A 17,434-nucleotide genomic window follows, 5' to 3' on the forward strand; every position below is an offset into this window, starting at 1 on the left:
GTGATTAATTGATCAAAACTTATTAAAAATAATTACGTTACTACATTTTAAATTATAAAATTAAAGATTGACATTGTGAAATATTTATTTAATTATTAACTCATAAGTATATAGTTATAGTTTAGAGAGGAGACGCTTTTTATGTCATTAAAAGATTCCTTGCAAATGTTACAATACATTGATACCTTGCTCAAATACAATAATTTTACTAAAGCTGCTAAAAATTTATATATATCACAACCTTACCTCACCCAAACAATCAAAAAAGTAGAACAAGAACTAGGCGTCGAAATTATCAATCGTCAATCTGCTCACTTTAAATTGACAGAAGCAGGGAAAATTTATTATCAATATTTAGAAACATTGGAAGCTAAAGAGGCCGATTTACAAAAAAGAATTGCCAGATTTTCTCGTTCTGCTCAGCCTAGAATTCGTTTAGGAATTTTAGCAAGTTTAGGGACATTTTTATTGCCATTATTTGTTCCAAAATTTCTCATTAAACACCAAAATACTCGGCTAAATATTGAAGAAGACCTTCCGCAAATAAATGAAAAAAGGGTGATAGAAGGAACTTTAGATTTTTTTATTGGACAAAATGCAGATACAATTTCACAAGAGTTAACTGTCCATCGTTGTGGTTTTGAACATTATTATGTCATCATTCCCAAAACTTCAACATTCTATCAAGAAAATGAATTTATACTACCAGCAAAATCAATAAAATTAAAAGAACTATTACAAGAAAATTTAGTTTTAACTACTAATGGTTCTGCTATTCGGCGACAAATAGACCAATTGCTAAATAATTATAAAATGAAACCAAAAATTTTGCTTGAAAGTAGTAATATTTATACAGTAGCAGCACTAGCGAAAAATGGTAGCGGCATTGCCGTTGTGCCAGAAAGTGTACTTTCCCCTTTTGAGCAAGGAGCTTATAATTTATACCCTATTTCTAAAGAGTTTCTCTCATTGGACTATTTCATTGCATACTCTTCAAATCGTATTTTATCGGAGGTAGAAAAAGACTTTATTCATGGTTTTCTAAATTCAAATAAACAAAGGCATAGTTACTAATTGTCTATTTGTTCGGTATTTATTACTAAAAAAGCTTTCTTACTTCATTGTTGAGGTTCTCCCAGCAATAAAATAAGAAAGCAATTTTTTATTTCAACTTTAGTGATACTTATATAACATTTATTTTAGTCATTTTCTACCCATTATTCCGATCATAAACTATAAATCTTCTCTATTAAAAATACAAGCCCACGATGGTTCCTGTTAAAATAGAAGCTAAGGTTGCCCCTAGTAAAAGCTTCATCGAAAATTTCGCAACAAATCCGCCTTGTTTTTCGCTAATTGATCTTATAGAACCTGTGATAATTCCGACAACACTAAAATTAGCAAAGGAAACTAAATAGGAAGAAATAATCGCGTTCCCTTTAGGGGACAACGTTTCTGCTACTTGATTCAATTCGCCTAAAGCAACAAATTCGTTCGTTAAGATTTTCGTTGCCATAAGACTTCCTACTTGAGTAATATCCGCAGAAGGAACTCCCATCAAAAAGGCAATTGGTGAAAATATATACCCTAATACGGTCGTAAATTCAATATTAAAAATAGCAGCAAAAGTGCTATTCAAAAAAGTAACTAAAGCCACAAAACCAATGAGCATTGCTGCTACAGTAATGGCTAATTGGAATCCATCTTGAATATAATTACCCAAAACTTGGAAAAAAGGTTCTTTAGAAACATCGACGGTTTCGACCGCATTTACCGAAAGTTCCTCTTCTTTAGAAACATCGTAGGGATTCACAATACATGAAACGATCAAGGCGGATAAAATATTTAAAAAGACCGCAGTCACAACAAATTTACCCGGCACTAGCTGCATATAAGAAGCTAAAACAGCTGCGGAAACTGCACTCATAGCAGAAGCACAAATCGTGTAAAGTCGTTTCTCATCTAATTTAGGGATTTTTTCTTTTACCGTGAGAAAAACTTCAGGTTGTCCTAAGATAGCCGTGGAAACCGCAAAATAACTTTCTAGCTCGCCCATTCCGGCTAATTTATTTAATAAATACCCTGTCCATTTAATGATAAAAGGCAAGATTTTAAGGTAATTTAAAATCCCTACTAATGCCGATATAAAGACAATAGGCATTAATACATCTAAAAAGAAGACAGAGGCTCCTTTTTGAATCATCAAACCACCGAAAACAAAGTCAACACCGCCAGCAGCTTGTTCCGTCAGCCAACCAAAGAAGGCAGATATATTTTCCATTACATGAACGCCGCCGGAAGTATTCAAACAAAGAAAGGAAATAATCAATTGTAACGCAAACATGATTCCCATCTTTTTAAATTTAATTTGTTTACGGTCACTACTTACTAACCAGCCAATGATAAAGACTAAAGCTAGACCCGTTAGCAAAAACACAAATTGCATTATCATGCGCCTCTTTCATTTCATAAATTTTCATTGGAGAATATTGCTGTTAGTCAATGATTTGATAAATCATTTGAGGTTTTTGGGCAGAATCCGCGATTTCTATATTTTGATACAACAAATTTTTCGTTGAATCGATCGCTTCACTGTTACTATAAATCGTCAATAAGGATTCTCCTTTTTCAACCTTGTCCCCAATTTTTTTGTGCAGCTCAATTCCTACACTATAATCAAGCGCATCTTCAGCTTTTTGTCTGCCACCGCCTAACATCATGCTGGCAATGCCGATTTCATCCGCTTTTATGCTTGCAACAACGCCGCTTGTTTTCGCTGGTAATTCGATTTTATATTTCGCTTGTGGCATGATTTTGTAATCTTCAATGACCCGTTCATCGCCACCTTGCGCTTTAATCATCGCCCGAAAGCGGTCTAATGCTTTTCCTGATGCAATCACTTCTTCTAGTAATGCTCTAGCTTCAGAAAATTCTTGTGCTTTGCCCCCGAGTACTACCATATAACTTCCTAATGTTAATACAAGTTCACGCACATCTTCAGGCCCCTGCCCTTTTAAGATATCGATCGATTCTTCAATTTCAAGTGAATTGCCAATCTTAGTGCCTAGAGGTTGGTTCATGTCAGAAATGACCGCCATACATTGCATTCCAACACCCTTGCCAATTTCTACAAGAGCTTTAGCCAAGGAGATAGAATCGTCTAACGTTTTCATAAAAGCCCCTGAACCCGTTTTCACATCAATCACTAAAGCATCTGTGCCAGAAGCAATTTTCTTACTCATAATCGAGCTGGCAATCAGAGGAATCGAATCTACCGTATCAGTTACATCTCGTAAGGAATAAATCTTTTTATCTGCAGGAGCAATATCTCCAGTCGCACCGATAATCGCCAATTTTTCTTTAGCAACTTGGTCAATAAAGGCTTTTTCGCTAATTTCAACTTGATAGCCAGGAATCGCTTCTAATTTATCAAGTGTTCCTCCGGTATGGCCCAAGCCACGGCCTGAAATCATAGGGACAGGAATCCCTGTTGCGGCAACTACTGCAGCAAGTGGAAGACTAATTTTATCCCCTACACCTCCAGTAGAGTGCTTGTCTACCTTGACTCCTGGGATTTCTGATAAATCCAAGTGCTCCCCTGATTTCATCATTTCCATAGTGAGATTGGCCCGCTCTTGATCTGTCATATCTTGAAAATAAATGGCCATGAGCAAAGCACTGATTTGATAATCAGGGATCGTCTGATCACTGACGCCGTTTACAAAAAATTGTAGCTCTTCTTTATTTAATTCACCCCCATTACGTTTTTTATCAATAATATCTACCATTCTCATTTCTTACACTTCCAATCATTTATCGTTCCATTAAATTTTGTGCCAAGGAGGTATCCAAAATCGCATAATTCGCATATCCTGCTTGCAAAACAGCATGAACTGCCGCTCCTTTTTTCATCCCACTTGCCACCACAAGCGAATGTTCTTTCTTTTTTAATTCTGCTAAATCAATCCCTACAGTACGTCGGTTTAATTCAGAGTCAACAATCTCTCCTTTACCGTCAATAAAACGAGAAACAATGTCTCCCACCGACTTTTCTTGCAAGGTGTTTTTTTGTTTTTCATCCAAGTACCCCAAGTTGAATAATAAAGCATCTTTGCGTACAGTTCCCACTGTAAATAAAGCAATATTGGCCTGTTTGCCCAGATCCAAGATCGATTTAATAAATCGATCTTGTTCGACCAAATTCTTTGTGGTCTCATTATCAAAAATGGTGGGCAAAGGTAAATATTGTGTTTTCGTGTGAAAAGCACGAGACAACTCATTGATACTTTCATAAGCATATGTTTTTTCATGTCCGAAGCTAAAACTACCTTTTAACTGAACCGTTTGTACGCCAGAGACAATTGGATTTCCCAACTGCCTTGTCACCGCATGGATCGTTTTTCCCCAACCAATTCCAATAATATCGTTGGGTTGGACTAAATTTGCTAAAAAGTCAGCTGTATAAGCCCCCACACGATCCATACTTGACGTTTTCCCTTGATAACTTGGAGGAACAACTTTGATCGTCGCCCGATATTTTTCAGATAATATGCGGGCGAGATCTTTTGAATTCACAAATGGATTTTCAATCTGAATCTTGACGAAACCGGCATCTTTAGCTAGCTGCAACAACCGAGAAATGGTTGGGCGAGAGAGTTCTAATTTTTTAGCGATCGCTGCTTGTCCAAGATTTTCCTCATAATAAAGATGGGCTACAGTCAAAGCTTGTTTCAGCTTTGTTTCGTCGTATTTATTTTCCATTTTCTCCCTCATCTTTATCTTTTATGCTAACTGGTCTAAAAAGCTAGTTCCTAAACCATTACTCTTGACACCAAAGTTGGCAACAATTGTTGCACCAAAATCAGAAAAAGTCGTACGTGTACCTAGTGTTGCTGGTGCTTGCATGCTTGGAGAATATACCAACAACGGTACCTGTTCACGCGTATGATCCGTCCCTTTAAAGCCAGGATCATTTCCATGATCGGCTGTAATCATTAATAGATCATCTTCTTGCAATTGGTTTAACACTGTACCCAAACGTTGATCAAAGTCCATTAACGCTTGACCAAAACCCATTGGATTGCGGCGATGACCATACATCGAATCAAAATCCACCAAATTAACAAAACAAAATCCGGTAAAATCTTGTTGCATAACATGATCTACATGGTCCATGCCATCCATATTGCTCTCATTATGATAAACTTCATCCAAACCTTGTCCGCTAAAGATATCATTGATTTTTCCAATCCCAATGGTTTTCACACCATTTTCTTGCAGATAGTCTAAAGACGTTTTTCCTGTAGGTTTTAATGCATAATCATGCCGATTTGACGTACGTGTAAAATGATCTTTATCTTCTCCTACATACGGGCGAGCAATGACGCGTCCCACAGTATACTCTGGTCCATTGACTAAACTACGCGCATATTCACAAATACGGTAAAGCTCATCTAACGGAATAATCTTTTCGTGGGCTGCAATCTGCAGAACTGAGTCTCCAGAAGTATAAATAATCAAGTCTCCGGTCTCCATTTGATGTTCGCCTAATTCTTCAATAATTTTTGTCCCAGAAGCTGGGCGATTTCCGACAATTTTTCGACCTGAAAAATCAGCAATCTTTGCCAATAGTTCCTCAGGGAAACCGTTAGGGAAAAAATTTAGTGGTTGTTCAACAGGTAATTCCATCATTTCCCAATGTCCATCCATACTATCTTTTCCAGCAGAAATTTCGGTCATTTTACCAAAGTATCCCAGTGGTTGCTCAACAGCGGGCACGCCTTCAATTGCTTGTTCCCGCAAGTTAGAAATTCCTAACTTTTGCAAATTAGGTAAAGCAAGCTTTCCTTCATAGGCTTGTCCGACATGTCCTAAAGTATCTGAACCAAGGTCGTCAAATTGATCTGCATCAGGTGCTGCCCCTGTTCCTACAGAATCAAGTACAATACCAAAAATACGTTTGTAAGCCATTTTTATTCCTCCTTGATATCTAAATATGAAATATGCAATAAAGTATTTATTTCAAAATATCTACTGTTGCACTAACACCTAAACGGCTCGCTCCAGCTTCGATCATTCCCAAAGCTTCTTGTCTGCTATGGATGCCTCCAGAAGCTTTGACACCTAAACGATCGCCTACCGTTTCACGCATAATTTTGACGTCATCTTCCTTTGCCCCTGCACTACTAAATCCAGTAGAAGTTTTTACAAAATCAGCCTTAGCTTCTTCTGATAGTTGACAAGCTTTTACAATTTGTTCTTTATTAAGAAATGAAGTTTCAAGAATGACTTTTAAAATTTTTCCTTTTTGATGTACGCCATCAGCGACCGCTTGAATATCTGCTTGAACAGCTTCGTCATTATTTCCTAATAACTCGCCAATATTAATGACCATGTCAATTTCATCTGCGCCGTCTTCGATCGCTTTTTTCGCTTCTGCTACTTTACTAGCCGTACTCATTGCTCCTAAAGGAAAGCCGACAACTACACAAGTTTCAATCCCTGTTCCTGCAAGTTGTTCTGTGACAAAAGATGCCCAGTAGCCATTCACACAGACGGAAGCTGTTTGATATTGTTTTGCTTCCTCACATGTCTTTTCAATATCTGCTTTTGTTGCATTCGGTTGCAAGTTTGTATGATCTAAATATTTTGCTAATTCATTGGTTGTTAATTCCATTTTTTGAATCCCCTTTCGTTTGATACTTAAATCGTAACAGTCTGTTTTACAAATGTAAAGTATAATTATGAAATTTTGTTCAAATAAATTTCTTATTACACTTTATTTCTATAAAAAAAATCGATTTTAAATCCCAATGAAGAGGTTTTAAAATCGATTTTTTTATGAATTGATTAGAGCTGCACTTTCAACTATCGCTCTGTTTATGATTTAAGACATTCGCTTTCGTAAGGAATGGAGGGCTGAGCGCCATAACGTTGTACCGTTAAAGAAGAAGCTTTATTTCCATAGTGAATTGCTTCCTCTATATTTCTCATATCTACCGACAATTTTGCTGTTAAAGCGCCAATAAATGTATCTCCAGCAGCTGTTGTATCTTTCGCATCCACTTTAAAAGCTAGGACAAACCCACTTGCCACGCTAGCAAAAGAATAAAATGCTCCCTTACTTCCTAAGGTAACAATTAAACCTTTGACTCCCATTTGATGGATGACCTGAGCTGCATTATCTAACTCTTTTTGGTTTGTTACTTTCCTGCCTGTGATCATCTCTAATTCTGTTTCATTAGGGACGAGAATATCCGTTAATTGAATCAGTTTTGCTGAAATTTCTTTCGGAGCGGGTGCCGGATTAAGAATAGTCGTCACATTGGCCTGTTTAGCAATTTCAAAAGCTTTTTCAATACTCGATAAATTCGTCTCAAACTGTGCAATCAGAAAATCACTTGTCGTGATGAGTTGACTTACTTCACTCACATGGCTTTCAGAAATTTTCAGGTTCGCGCCCCCATGAATGATAATACTATTTTCACCTTTATCGTCGACCATGACATAGGCACTACCGGTTCGTGTGTGTGCTAGTTCTTTAATCCCTTGCGCGTTGATATCGTCTTGTTCCAGTAATTCTAAGATCGTTTTACCCGCAGTATCTTTTCCTACAGCTCCAATAAACCTTACCTCTCCGCCATTTCTAGCAGCAGCAATCGCCTGATTAGCTCCTTTACCGCCACCTCCAGTAAACATTTCTTTGGAATGCACCGTTTCGCCAGGCTTGGGCAAACGTTCTGTTCTAATCGTAGTGTCAAGATTCATACTACCTAATACCGTAATTTTGTTCATGTTTATCTTTATCTCCACTTCCTTATTTCTAACATACAAGCGTTGCTCTTAATGTCATTCATTTAATTGATTGGTGTAACCACTTCGATAACGTATTAGAGATGTACGGAAAAAAGCCTCAGGAATGTAATGTTTGTTTTGAGCTAGGAGTTTTCCATCGTTTGAATAAAGATCTTCTGTCAGTAAAACTAATTTCTGATCTTTAGGAAATTTTCGGCGAAAACTTTCCACATCTCGAGACGAGATCGTTATAGTTAAATGCGAATTTAAAGCTTTTTGATAAATATCTTTTTCTAAAAAATGAATAATTTGTTTCTTATTTTCTAAATCAAGACCAAATTGCCTTACTGTTTCCGGCAAAATAATTGAAAATATGTTAGCAACATTTTGTTCATTACTTTCATACCAAACATTTAATGTTAAATAAGATAAATCTTGCACTTGGAATAATTTATCTGTGAAAGTACTACTAGGGTTTTTATAATAGTAAGCATCTTTTCCAGTAATTTGTTCTAAAGGTAGATTAAGACTCTCCATAATAGGACAACTAAAGCTGCCAAGTCCTCTATGATTTTCTCCAGAAGTATCAGCGGATACAAAATGGCCTTGACCATGAATACTATGGATCATCCCGTCTTCTTTTAGTAATGATAGTGCAGTCCTCAAAGTGACCCGACTAATTCCAAAGTCTTGCGTTAGTTTTTCTTCAGAAGGTAACTTTGATCCTGGTGGAAACTGAGAACGTTTGATCATCGTCATCATTTGATTATAAATTTGAACATATTTAGGTGTATGGTGCATTTAATTTCATTCCTTACAAGCATATTTAAAATCATTACCTTTATTGTACCATAATCACATTTTTTTCTACTTTAGAGTGCGTGACTAAACTCTATAAAAGAACCATAACTTTCCCGTCCCTCAACTAAAAAAGAACGTTTTGCAATAAAATCTTTAGTTGATAATAACTTTAACATGCTTTGGTTGGAATGATTCGTAACAATTTTCACCTGTTTTACTTGTTTAATGATCGCCCCATAATCTAAAATATCTTGCAGTATGAAATTAGCCCATCCCTGATTTTGGTATAAAGAATCTACTACAAGCCGACAAATATTGAGTGTATTTCCTTCTAATATCACTGTGACACAAGCTTCATCTTCTTGACCATAAAGCCAAAGAGTCCTTTGTTGTATATCTGCTTTTACTATATCCGAAGTAGGATAATCTTTATTCCATTGAGTAACTCTCTTAGCTTCCATTTGTTTTTTACCATCTTCAACAAGCATTAGCACTCGAGGCAAATCTTCAATCGTTGCTAATCTTTTCGTCATTTTTCCTATCATTATTGGAAAATCAATAATGACAAAACGACAGACATTATCACCCCAAAAACCATTGGCACAGAAGTTCGCTTAATAATTTGAACGGGTGAGAGCTTAGTAGTTCCAGCTACAATTAAAACTACTGCGGCAACTGGCGAAACTGCTCTTAATAAGTTCCCAGAAAGTTGCATCGGTACAGATAAAGAGACCGGATCAATTCCTGCTGCGTTTGCCAACGGAATCATTAATGGTATCATAGCAAATAATAGAGCCGTTCCACTCCCGCTTAAAAGTACAATAATAGCTGTAAAAAGAACCATTACTGCCGGTAATAAAATTCCCGCACTATTCATGCTTGTCATTGCACTTTGGACCAAATCGATAATCCCAATCGAAGTCAATCCTTGAACAAAAACTTGTGCTGCTACTAATAGTGCTACTACACTCATAACATCGCCCATTCCATTAAAAAAGGCACTTGTCTCTTGCAGTACATTTTTCAAAGTTTTCTTGTTAATAACTTCTACTAATACCGCTGCAATGAAACTAATAATACTTACTACTTGTACACTAATATTTAACTCAGTCCCTACAATGATATTTATTACAAAAACTAGCAGTAATAAAATAATGGGTAATAACGGCAAAACACCATAAATGAAACCTTTAAATCCAGAGTACATGAAAGTTTCTTCTGTTTGCTCTTTGTCTGAACCATTTTTTTCTAATTCATCAGCATAAGTTAAATTTTCATTTTCTTTTTTATCCTCATGTTTCTGCCAGAAATAATGAACTAGTGCTATTGCTAAAAGAGTTGGTATAGAAACTATTGCATGACTTGTAAAGACGTATTCAGTTGCACTTACTCCTAATTGAGCAGCAATCGCTACATTATCTGAACCTAAAGGTGTAGGTACAATCGTGGCCGATGTCGCAATCACTGCTGCTGAGCTAAATCTTGACACACCGGCTGCACGCAAGACAGGATATAAAGTAGCTAACAAAATAATAGCTAAATTCGAAGCACTTGGAATAACAAGTGATAGTAGATTCCCTATTAAAAATACAATAGGAATCAAAATATAAACAGATTTAATTTTAGAAATAGGCTTTGTTAACGCATGTACTGTTACTTGGTTAGCATTAATATGATTCATATAGGCACTATACCCGCCTAAAATCAAGATAACAAAGCCTGGACCGACCAATGTATCTGAAAATTGATCAACAATGGATTGGAAAGGATCTAACCACATAATTCCTGTACTTTCAGTAAGCCCTAGATCACGCCTCATAAGAAGTGCTACATACATTAAAATAACACCCAAAAGTAATAAGGTCATTTTAATGTCATTTTTCTTTAACAACATATATACTAAAATCCCAATTGCAATAATCCCAATTCCGCAAGTTATTATAACTTCCATGGTTTTTCCTCCTAATTTTAATCGGCTTTTCCTAACGCAGCAACAAACCATTCTTCGAATTGAATTGAATCAACGGATACAGCAACTTTTGCGTTATCAGGTAATTTCAAATAATTCTTTAAATCAATTAATGAAGCACCCGCTGTTAAATTTCCAGCAGTTTCGATTTCAACCCGTGTAGATACTTCTTCGAATATCTCCGGTTTTAAAATTAAAGCAATAGCTAGTGCATCATACATATTTAAACCATTCGCAAAACTGCCCCCGCGGTATTTAGAAAATAATTGGTAAAACATGTCCCCAATCTTATTTAGCCTTTTAACTTTTTCTGAAGTCTCTGGCATCACTTTTGCTTGCCGCCCAACTTGCATCGGAGCAACTCTTATCTTTAGTCCACTGTCAAAAACCATCTTGGTAGCTTCCGGATCAGAAGCAAAATTAAATTCCGATAGAACACCAAAATTCCCTCTATCTAATGTCCCTCCCATTACAACGACTTCCTCAATTTTAGATAAGTCTTGCGGATATAAATGAATAAATAATGCAATATCCGTCAACGGACCTATTCCAACTAACGTAGTGTTTGTCTTATTCTGACTGACTACTTGATGCATGGCTTCAACCGCAGTTAAAGAAGTATCCGCCAATTGAGATGCTTTAGGAAAATCGAAACCTTCCATACCTGTTTTTCCATGAATATTACTAGCTTCAATGCTTTCACGTATTAAAGGCTGTTGGCTCCCAGCTACAATTCTTATATCCTTCTCAAAAAAAGTTAATAACTTTTCAGTATTCGCAACGGTATTATTAACGTTTACATTTCCGAATAAAGGACAAACAAGTTGCACATTAAGTTCTCTGCTAAACGTTGCTAAAGCTAGCGCAACAGCATCATCAATGCCCGGATCAGTACTTATAATGACATTTTTTTTCATATTGATTATTCTCCTCTAAAATTTTTTATTAAGACAAGCGCTTTCTTTAGAAGAAATAATACAACATTGTATTAAATAAGCCAACGTTATATTTTTGATAAACAAAATAAAAAAGCCCATCTAAAAATAGATGGACACATATAATATAATACTATCTTATTTTATTCCGATATTATTCTAATATATAATTAGTTACTAAATATATCATCAACAAGTAGAATTTGTTTCAAATATTAGAGATAAATATTTCAACTACAATTTATGCTATTATTTCTAATCAGCAGTCCCTATCAACCCAAATCCTGCAAGTACAGCCCCCAAAATAATCAATATTACTAAAACTGTTGTAGGTTTGAATTGCTTTTTTAATAAATAGTAAGTTAAGAGAGTAATGCCTAATGGAAGTATCCCTACAACCAATTCGTCAAGAACATCTTCTTGAATACTTAACGTAACATCAGAACTCAAATTTAAAGTCGCAGGAGATACAACATCCACAAACTGAGCTGCTAGACCGCCAATAACAATGGCTCCTAAAGTCTGTGCAAAAGACATGACCTTTGGTAACGCTGAACCTGAAAGTAGTTCCTGCACTCCTTCCCTACCTCTTCTGTATCCAAACATCCAGACATTATATGATAGCACTAGCATAAGCCCCATGTGTAAAACCGCAAATAGTATCGGGCCAAGCACAATATTTCCTTGAGAAGCAAAAGGTAAAGTAAAAGATAACAGAATTGGTATCAAAGTTCCTTGCCATAGAGTGTCTCCAATACCAGCAAGAGGCCCCATCATTCCAGTTTTTAAACCATTAATCGTATCCGTATTTATAGGAGCTCCATTAGCTTTTTCTTCTTCCATTGCAATAGTCATACCCAAAATTGTACCGCCAAAAGCTGCCTCTGTATTAAAAAATTGAATATGTCGTTTTAACGCTTCCGACATTTCATCTGTTTTTGGTCCATATAATTTTTTTAATACTGGACTAAGAGAGAAGATCACACCTGTTGATTGAAGCCTTTCATAGTTATAGTTTGACTGAACAAAAAATCTCCAGCGCCAAAATGATTTAACAATATCTTTTTTCGACAAAACTATATTGTTATTATCTTCTTCTTTTTTTATTTCTTCGTTATTAAGTTTTTCTTCGGCCATTTAGTATTCTCCTTTCAAATCAAGAGTAGTCCAAATCCAGGCAATAATTGCGCCAAAAATTGAAAGTGCTAATATTGGCAAACCTGAATATGCTGTTAATAAGAAACCTAGAAGGAAAAATATTAATTTTCCACTTCCATTCATAGCTCGTAAGTTCATCGCTATACCTAGTGCAGGAAGAATACCACCAATAGCAGATAAAATATCCAAAGGTCTTCCTGATAATGCATCAACTAACCATTGAACTGCATCTACCCCAAAGTACACCGCAAAGGCTACAGGAATAACACTAATAATAAATAAAAAGATTTGTGGCGGCGCGACATGTAGTATGTTAACTTTACGGATATCTCCTTCTTCCGCTGCTTTGTCTGCCATATGAACAAAAGTTGTATCTACTGTCATATGAACAATCCATATAATCGTTCCCAAAAGTCCGATTGGGATTGCCATTGTCGTAGCTACACTAGGGGAAACATTGGCGCCCAAAGCTAAAGCAGTTCCTACCGTACCAGCTAATGCTGGATCCATAGGAACCGACCCACCTGCTGAAATAAAAGCTAAATAAGGTAAATTAATTGCTGCGCCAATGATTGTCCCTTGAACTGGATCACCTAAAATGATCCCGACGATGAAACCATTAAACATAGGTCTCAACCAAGTATGGTTCCCTAAATGGGTAATCCATGGCGTTCCATCAATACCTAAGTAATAAACAATCCCTATTAAAAAGGCCTGTATTGGGTTTATTGCAATTTCCATATTCTCTTCACCTCAATGTTTTAGTTTATAATAATGTCTCAACTGATATCGTCTTATCTGAAGGCACTACTTGGATCTTTAAATCAATACCTTGGTCAATAATTTTACGAAAGGCTTCTCTTTCTTCATCGGAAGCGGCTATATTTTTATAAAGCTTTTTTCGTTCTTGATTTTGACCCATTCCACCTACAATCACTGAGCCAAGCTCCAGACCGTCTTCAGCTAACTTATCAAAAACTTGAGGCCTTTTAGCTAAAATGATGACTTTAGCTGAATCAGGAAGTTCACTAATTTTTTCTTTTGCCTCATCTTCGGTGAACACATCTAATTTAACGCTTCTAGGAACCGCCATTTTCATCATATTTGTATTAAACGAATCTGCTGCAACATCGCTATCAACAATAACGATATGGTTCCCTCCTGAATATTGTAACCACTGTGTCATTACTTGCCCGTGTACTAAACGATCATCTATTCTTGCTAACACTATTTTTGCCATATTATTATCCCCTTTTCATACTACTATCTACTTTTCAATTAAACCGTCTTGTTCTCTTATTCATTGTTCGTCATAAATTTAAGTTTTCCGTATAATCAAATATCAAATTCGCTAACCTTAAATAGTTTTGATATTTTTCTTCATATGAAGAAATCAACTGTGTTTGTGGTTGAATCATTTGATAATCGCTATGCTCAATATCAGAAAAATCATTTACCCCGAGAATAGCTAAAAGAGCCGCGCCATGGACAGCTTCTTGTGAAGTATTAATTCTTTTGATAGGTGTCTGCAATATATTGGCAAACAACTGTATCCAAAGTTTACTTTTAGCTCCACCTCCTACAATTGAAAAATAAGAGGGGGCTTCTTTATTTTTCATAGCCTCGTATAATCTACGTATCCCAAAAACTAACCCTTCTAAAACCGCTAAGTACATCGCTTCACGTGTTGTATCTAAGCTTAATCCAGCAAAAGCTCCTCTTAATTTGGGAGAAGCGTAAAGGGTCTTTTCTCCATTTAAATGTGGAAAAAATAGCACATTATTTTTTCCAATCAACGAAGAAGGTATTTTATCTTGCTCTCCAAAGAAATCATCCGTGTGCAAAATATTTTCCGCCCACCAACTGTTCACTTTGGCCCCTGCTTGAACCGTTCCTTGTGTAAGAACAGAACTATCCCCTTCTTGAATTTTAGTTACCACATTTTTCCCTGTTTCTTTTAAATGATGTCCTTCATTAGGAACAGCTACTACTCCTGAAGTACCTAGAGAAATTAAGGGCTGATGATTATAAAAACAGCCTGAAACTAAAGCAGAAGCAACATTATCTCCTGTACCAGCTACTACTGGAATAGCCGCATTAATCCCTAGTTTCTCTTGAATTCCTTTTGTCAACATTCCAACTCTTTTCGAAGAGTAATGAATCACAGGAAAAATCTTCTCAGGTAAATCAAAAATTTGCACCACTTCTTGTGACCATTGATCTTGATAAAGATCAAAAAACGAAGAAGTGGAAGCATCACAATAGTCAGTCGAATACGTTCCTGTTAACTTCAAGACAAGGTAATCCTTGGCAATTAACACCTTATGGATTTTCCTATAACTTTCAAATTCTTTCTCCTTTAGCCATAATAAGTTAGCTAAAGGACTCCCTGTAGAAACTATCTTTGCTATCGGCGCGCTTCTACTTGTTTGTTGTAATTGCTTCTTTATTTTAGGAATCATCTCTTGTGTACGTGTATCATTCCATAAAATAGCTGGACGAATCGCTTGTTTATTTTGGTCAACAAAAACGGTGGTATGCATTTGGCCAGTAATTCCAATGCCTGCAATGAAGTCAGATGAAAATTGTTGAAAAAGTTTTTTCAGACCTTTCATCACAATTTTCAGCCATACATCTGGCTCAATTTCATTAAAGTTTTCCTTAGGTGTAAGGTAATGATAATTGTATTGTAAGTCAGCCAATGCCTTCATTTTTTGATCTACAGTAGTTAATTTAATGGAAGTCGTTCCAATATCGATTCCAATATAAAGTTTTGACATGAAATGACTCCTTTAGCCCACTTAATCGAAAGTGATCATCGTTTTTAAAGTTTCTGGACGCGCACCATATTCAAAAGCTTCAGTGGCGTCGGTATAGTTAAAAGTTTTATCTAATAATGTTTCTACATCCACTAAACCTTTTGCAATCAATTGAGTAGCGCGATAAAAAGTTGCAATCGTTGGACTAACTGTCCCTGTGATCGTCCTTTCTTGCGAATGAACAGCTCCCATATCTGTTGGAACCGGCTCATTAGGATGCATAGAACTAAACATCAACGTCCTACCACCTTTTGCAGTAAAGTCTAACGCCTGTTGAGCAACATTAGGATTTGCAGTAGTATTAAACACAATTTCTGCTCCTCGCCCCTCAGTTTGTTGTTTTACAAATTCGATAGCATCACCTTCTGTCGGATCAAAAGTAATATCTGCACCTAAATTTTGTGCTAATTCTTGTCTGTCTTTATTTGGTTCACTAACAATGACTCGCGCACCACGTAGTTTAGCTAGTTGAACATGAAGTAATCCCATAACACCGCCACCGATAATTAAAACATCTTGTCCCAAAGCAATTCCGGCTTTTTCTACGCTGTTAACTACGCAAGCCACAGGTTCAGTAAATGCACTTTTTGTATAAGGAATCTCCTTAGGATATTTATATAGGTCTTTACTTTTTACTGCTATATATTGCGCTAGTCCAAAGAAACCAGAAATTCCGTCCGGATTTTGAAAAGTAGTTGAAGTATATACTTTGTTACATAAATTTGGGCGACCTGTTTTACAATAATGGCATTCTCCACAGTTAGGAATGATATATTTCACTACATGATCTCCTACATTAAAATGATCACTATCAACTTTTGACCCGATTCGAACGATCTCACCGCTAAATTCGTGTCCCCCAACACGTGGAAAAGTATAATCAGATTCTCCGGCATAGTCACGAAAGTCATTAGTGCATAAGCCATTGGCTCGCACTTTCATCAAAACTTCATCTGCTTGAATCTCTGGGGTGGGTAACTCTTGGACCACAATTTCTTTTGCTCCAACTTCGACTACTGCTTTCATATCCAATACACCCCTTCCTATTTAACATTTACTTCTTCAATAATGGACTCTACTCTGCCCATAACATTTTTTACTGCTTCTTGCGATAACCCCATTAAATTAAATTCATTATGATTTTGTTCATAAGCTTTTCCATAAGTACGGATGAATGCTTGGCGTAGGTCAGATCCGTAATTTACTTTTATAAGGTTTCTCTTTTTAGCTTTTCTTACTTGATCAAAAGGTATTCCTGAACCACCATGTAAAACTAGAGGCACAGAGGATTTTTTTACAATTTCGTCTAGTAATGGAAAATCAAGGTTCGGTGTTAACTCCATTCCGTGAACATTTCCAATAGACACGGCCAATAAATCACATCCCGTTTGCTCAACAAATTCCCTAACATCTTCTGAAGAAGTTTTCGCATCTTCTTCTAACACATGATCATCTTCTTTACCTTGAATGGCTCCTAATTCCGCCTCGACAGGGATGTCAAAGAAATGACAATATTCAACTGTACGTTGAACTTCTTTGATATTTTCTTCAAAAGATAGGTGAGAAGCATCTACCATAATGGAAGTAAAACCAGCATCTATACAAGCTTTAACATCTTTAAAGCTTTTCCCATGGTCTAAATGAAGTGATACGGGGGTTGACTTATCCTTCATCACGCTATTCACCATATCCGCGATAATCTTTGGGCTAGATAATTTTAAATTACTAGACGAAATAGCGATATAACCACCCAACCCCATGGCGTCAAAACCGTCAATGATCCCTTTGGTAACTTCATAATTTGTTGTGTTAAAAGCGGGTAAAAGCAGCCCGTTTTCTTTCCCGTATTCCATTAATTTAAAACCATTAACCAATTTCATTTAGGTCATTCCTTTTTGTTATTTATATTATAAAATGCTTTATAAACGAAGGTGTCTCAAACATTGTTGGATAAGAGA

At 36.2% G+C, this 17,434-nt stretch carries 17 protein-coding genes; 1 reads left to right on the forward strand and 16 read right to left on the reverse strand.

Annotated elements, in window-relative coordinates:
• Positions 1-141 precede the first annotated feature (141 nt).
• Positions 142-1,074 (forward strand): LysR family transcriptional regulator, encoded by a 933-nt coding sequence (locus TS1_RS03920; RefSeq protein ID WP_068708060.1) that lies wholly within the window; start codon positions 142-144, stop codon positions 1,072-1,074.
• Between the two features lie 175 nt (positions 1,075-1,249).
• Here the strand turns inward: TS1_RS03920 and TS1_RS03925 are convergent, their stop codons facing one another.
• From TS1_RS03925 to TS1_RS04000, 16 genes are all read right to left on the reverse strand, one after another.
• Positions 1,250-2,446, reverse strand: a complete 1,197-nt coding sequence (locus tag TS1_RS03925; protein WP_068708062.1) for a NupC/NupG family nucleoside CNT transporter — start codon at positions 2,444-2,446, stop codon at positions 1,250-1,252.
• 49 nt (positions 2,447-2,495) lie between these two features.
• Positions 2,496-3,794 (reverse strand): pyrimidine-nucleoside phosphorylase, encoded by a 1,299-nt coding sequence (locus tag TS1_RS03930; protein WP_068708064.1) that lies wholly within the window; start codon positions 3,792-3,794, stop codon positions 2,496-2,498.
• Between the two features lie 19 nt (positions 3,795-3,813).
• Positions 3,814-4,761, reverse strand: a complete 948-nt coding sequence (locus tag TS1_RS03935; protein ID WP_068708066.1) for a sugar-binding transcriptional regulator — start codon at positions 4,759-4,761, stop codon at positions 3,814-3,816.
• Positions 4,762-4,782: 21 nt separating this feature from the next.
• Complete coding sequence (locus tag TS1_RS03940) at positions 4,783-5,970, reverse strand: phosphopentomutase (protein ID WP_068708067.1); 1,188 nt, start codon at positions 5,968-5,970, stop codon at positions 4,783-4,785.
• 46 nt (positions 5,971-6,016) lie between these two features.
• Positions 6,017-6,676 carry a deoxyribose-phosphate aldolase gene (gene deoC, locus TS1_RS03945; protein WP_038025609.1) on the reverse strand — a complete coding sequence of 220 codons (660 nt, stop codon included), beginning with the start codon at positions 6,674-6,676 and terminating at the stop codon, positions 6,017-6,019.
• 203 nt (positions 6,677-6,879) lie between these two features.
• Positions 6,880-7,794, reverse strand: coding sequence for a ribokinase (gene rbsK, locus TS1_RS03950; RefSeq protein ID WP_068708069.1), 915 nt, complete (start codon positions 7,792-7,794; stop codon positions 6,880-6,882).
• A gap of 54 nt (positions 7,795-7,848) precedes the next feature.
• Positions 7,849-8,595 (reverse strand): GntR family transcriptional regulator, encoded by a 747-nt coding sequence (locus TS1_RS03955; RefSeq protein WP_068708071.1) that lies wholly within the window; start codon positions 8,593-8,595, stop codon positions 7,849-7,851.
• 71 nt (positions 8,596-8,666) lie between these two features.
• On the reverse strand, positions 8,667-9,128 hold the full coding sequence (locus TS1_RS03960) for a GNAT family N-acetyltransferase (RefSeq protein ID WP_068708073.1): 462 nt from the start codon (positions 9,126-9,128) through the stop codon (positions 8,667-8,669).
• 11 nt (positions 9,129-9,139) lie between these two features.
• Complete coding sequence (dcuC, locus tag TS1_RS03965; protein WP_068708076.1) at positions 9,140-10,546, reverse strand: C4-dicarboxylate transporter DcuC; 1,407 nt, start codon at positions 10,544-10,546, stop codon at positions 9,140-9,142.
• A gap of 17 nt (positions 10,547-10,563) precedes the next feature.
• A complete protein-coding gene (locus tag TS1_RS03970; RefSeq protein WP_068708079.1) occupies positions 10,564-11,481 on the reverse strand; it encodes a nucleoside hydrolase in 918 nt (305 codons plus the stop codon).
• Between the two features lie 273 nt (positions 11,482-11,754).
• Positions 11,755-12,636 (reverse strand): PTS system mannose/fructose/sorbose family transporter subunit IID, encoded by an 882-nt coding sequence (locus TS1_RS03975; RefSeq protein WP_068708081.1) that lies wholly within the window; start codon positions 12,634-12,636, stop codon positions 11,755-11,757.
• Entirely contained in the window at positions 12,637-13,392 is a 756-nt protein-coding gene (locus TS1_RS03980; RefSeq protein WP_068708179.1) for a PTS mannose/fructose/sorbose/N-acetylgalactosamine transporter subunit IIC, read from the reverse strand. It lies immediately after the preceding gene.
• Positions 13,393-13,423: 31 nt separating this feature from the next.
• Entirely contained in the window at positions 13,424-13,897 is a 474-nt protein-coding gene (locus TS1_RS03985) for a PTS sugar transporter subunit IIB (protein WP_068708083.1), read from the reverse strand.
• Positions 13,898-13,967: 70 nt separating this feature from the next.
• On the reverse strand, positions 13,968-15,437 hold the full coding sequence (locus tag TS1_RS03990) for a xylulokinase (RefSeq protein WP_068708085.1): 1,470 nt from the start codon (positions 15,435-15,437) through the stop codon (positions 13,968-13,970).
• 21 nt (positions 15,438-15,458) lie between these two features.
• Positions 15,459-16,502, reverse strand: coding sequence for a zinc-binding dehydrogenase (locus TS1_RS03995; RefSeq protein WP_068708181.1), 1,044 nt, complete (start codon positions 16,500-16,502; stop codon positions 15,459-15,461).
• A gap of 17 nt (positions 16,503-16,519) precedes the next feature.
• The gene (locus TS1_RS04000; protein ID WP_068708087.1) at positions 16,520-17,356 is read right to left on the reverse strand and encodes a class II aldolase; all 837 of its coding nucleotides are present in this window, start codon (positions 17,354-17,356) and stop codon (positions 16,520-16,522) included.
• Positions 17,357-17,434 lie beyond the last annotated feature (78 nt).

Source organism: Tetragenococcus solitarius NBRC 100494, from assembly GCF_001544195.1.
GTDB lineage: Bacteria > Bacillota > Bacilli > Lactobacillales > Enterococcaceae > Tetragenococcus > Tetragenococcus solitarius.

Excerpts from the sequence above, each read along its gene's own strand:
- TS1_RS03920 (WP_068708060.1), top strand. The coding sequence starts at position 142 with ATGTCATTAAAAGATTCCTTGCAAATGTTACAATACATTGATACCTTG.
- TS1_RS03925 (WP_068708062.1), bottom strand. The coding sequence starts at position 2,446 with ATGCAATTTGTGTTTTTGCTAACGGGTCTAGCTTTAGTCTTTATCATT.
- TS1_RS03930 (WP_068708064.1), bottom strand. The coding sequence starts at position 3,794 with ATGAGAATGGTAGATATTATTGATAAAAAACGTAATGGGGGTGAATTA.
- TS1_RS03935 (WP_068708066.1), bottom strand. The coding sequence starts at position 4,761 with ATGGAAAATAAATACGACGAAACAAAGCTGAAACAAGCTTTGACTGTA.
- TS1_RS03940 (WP_068708067.1), bottom strand. The coding sequence starts at position 5,970 with ATGGCTTACAAACGTATTTTTGGTATTGTACTTGATTCTGTAGGAACA.
- deoC (WP_038025609.1), bottom strand. The coding sequence starts at position 6,676 with ATGGAATTAACAACCAATGAATTAGCAAAATATTTAGATCATACAAAC.
- rbsK (WP_068708069.1), bottom strand. The coding sequence starts at position 7,794 with ATGAACAAAATTACGGTATTAGGTAGTATGAATCTTGACACTACGATT.
- TS1_RS03955 (WP_068708071.1), bottom strand. The coding sequence starts at position 8,595 with ATGCACCATACACCTAAATATGTTCAAATTTATAATCAAATGATGACG.
- TS1_RS03960 (WP_068708073.1), bottom strand. The coding sequence starts at position 9,128 with ATGACGAAAAGATTAGCAACGATTGAAGATTTGCCTCGAGTGCTAATG.
- dcuC (WP_068708076.1), bottom strand. The coding sequence starts at position 10,546 with ATGGAAGTTATAATAACTTGCGGAATTGGGATTATTGCAATTGGGATT.
- TS1_RS03970 (WP_068708079.1), bottom strand. The coding sequence starts at position 11,481 with ATGAAAAAAAATGTCATTATAAGTACTGATCCGGGCATTGATGATGCT.
- TS1_RS03975 (WP_068708081.1), bottom strand. The coding sequence starts at position 12,636 with ATGGCCGAAGAAAAACTTAATAACGAAGAAATAAAAAAAGAAGAAGAT.
- TS1_RS03985 (WP_068708083.1), bottom strand. The coding sequence starts at position 13,897 with ATGGCAAAAATAGTGTTAGCAAGAATAGATGATCGTTTAGTACACGGG.
- TS1_RS03990 (WP_068708085.1), bottom strand. The coding sequence starts at position 15,437 with ATGTCAAAACTTTATATTGGAATCGATATTGGAACGACTTCCATTAAA.
- TS1_RS03995 (WP_068708181.1), bottom strand. The coding sequence starts at position 16,502 with ATGAAAGCAGTAGTCGAAGTTGGAGCAAAAGAAATTGTGGTCCAAGAG.
- TS1_RS04000 (WP_068708087.1), bottom strand. The coding sequence starts at position 17,356 with ATGAAATTGGTTAATGGTTTTAAATTAATGGAATACGGGAAAGAAAAC.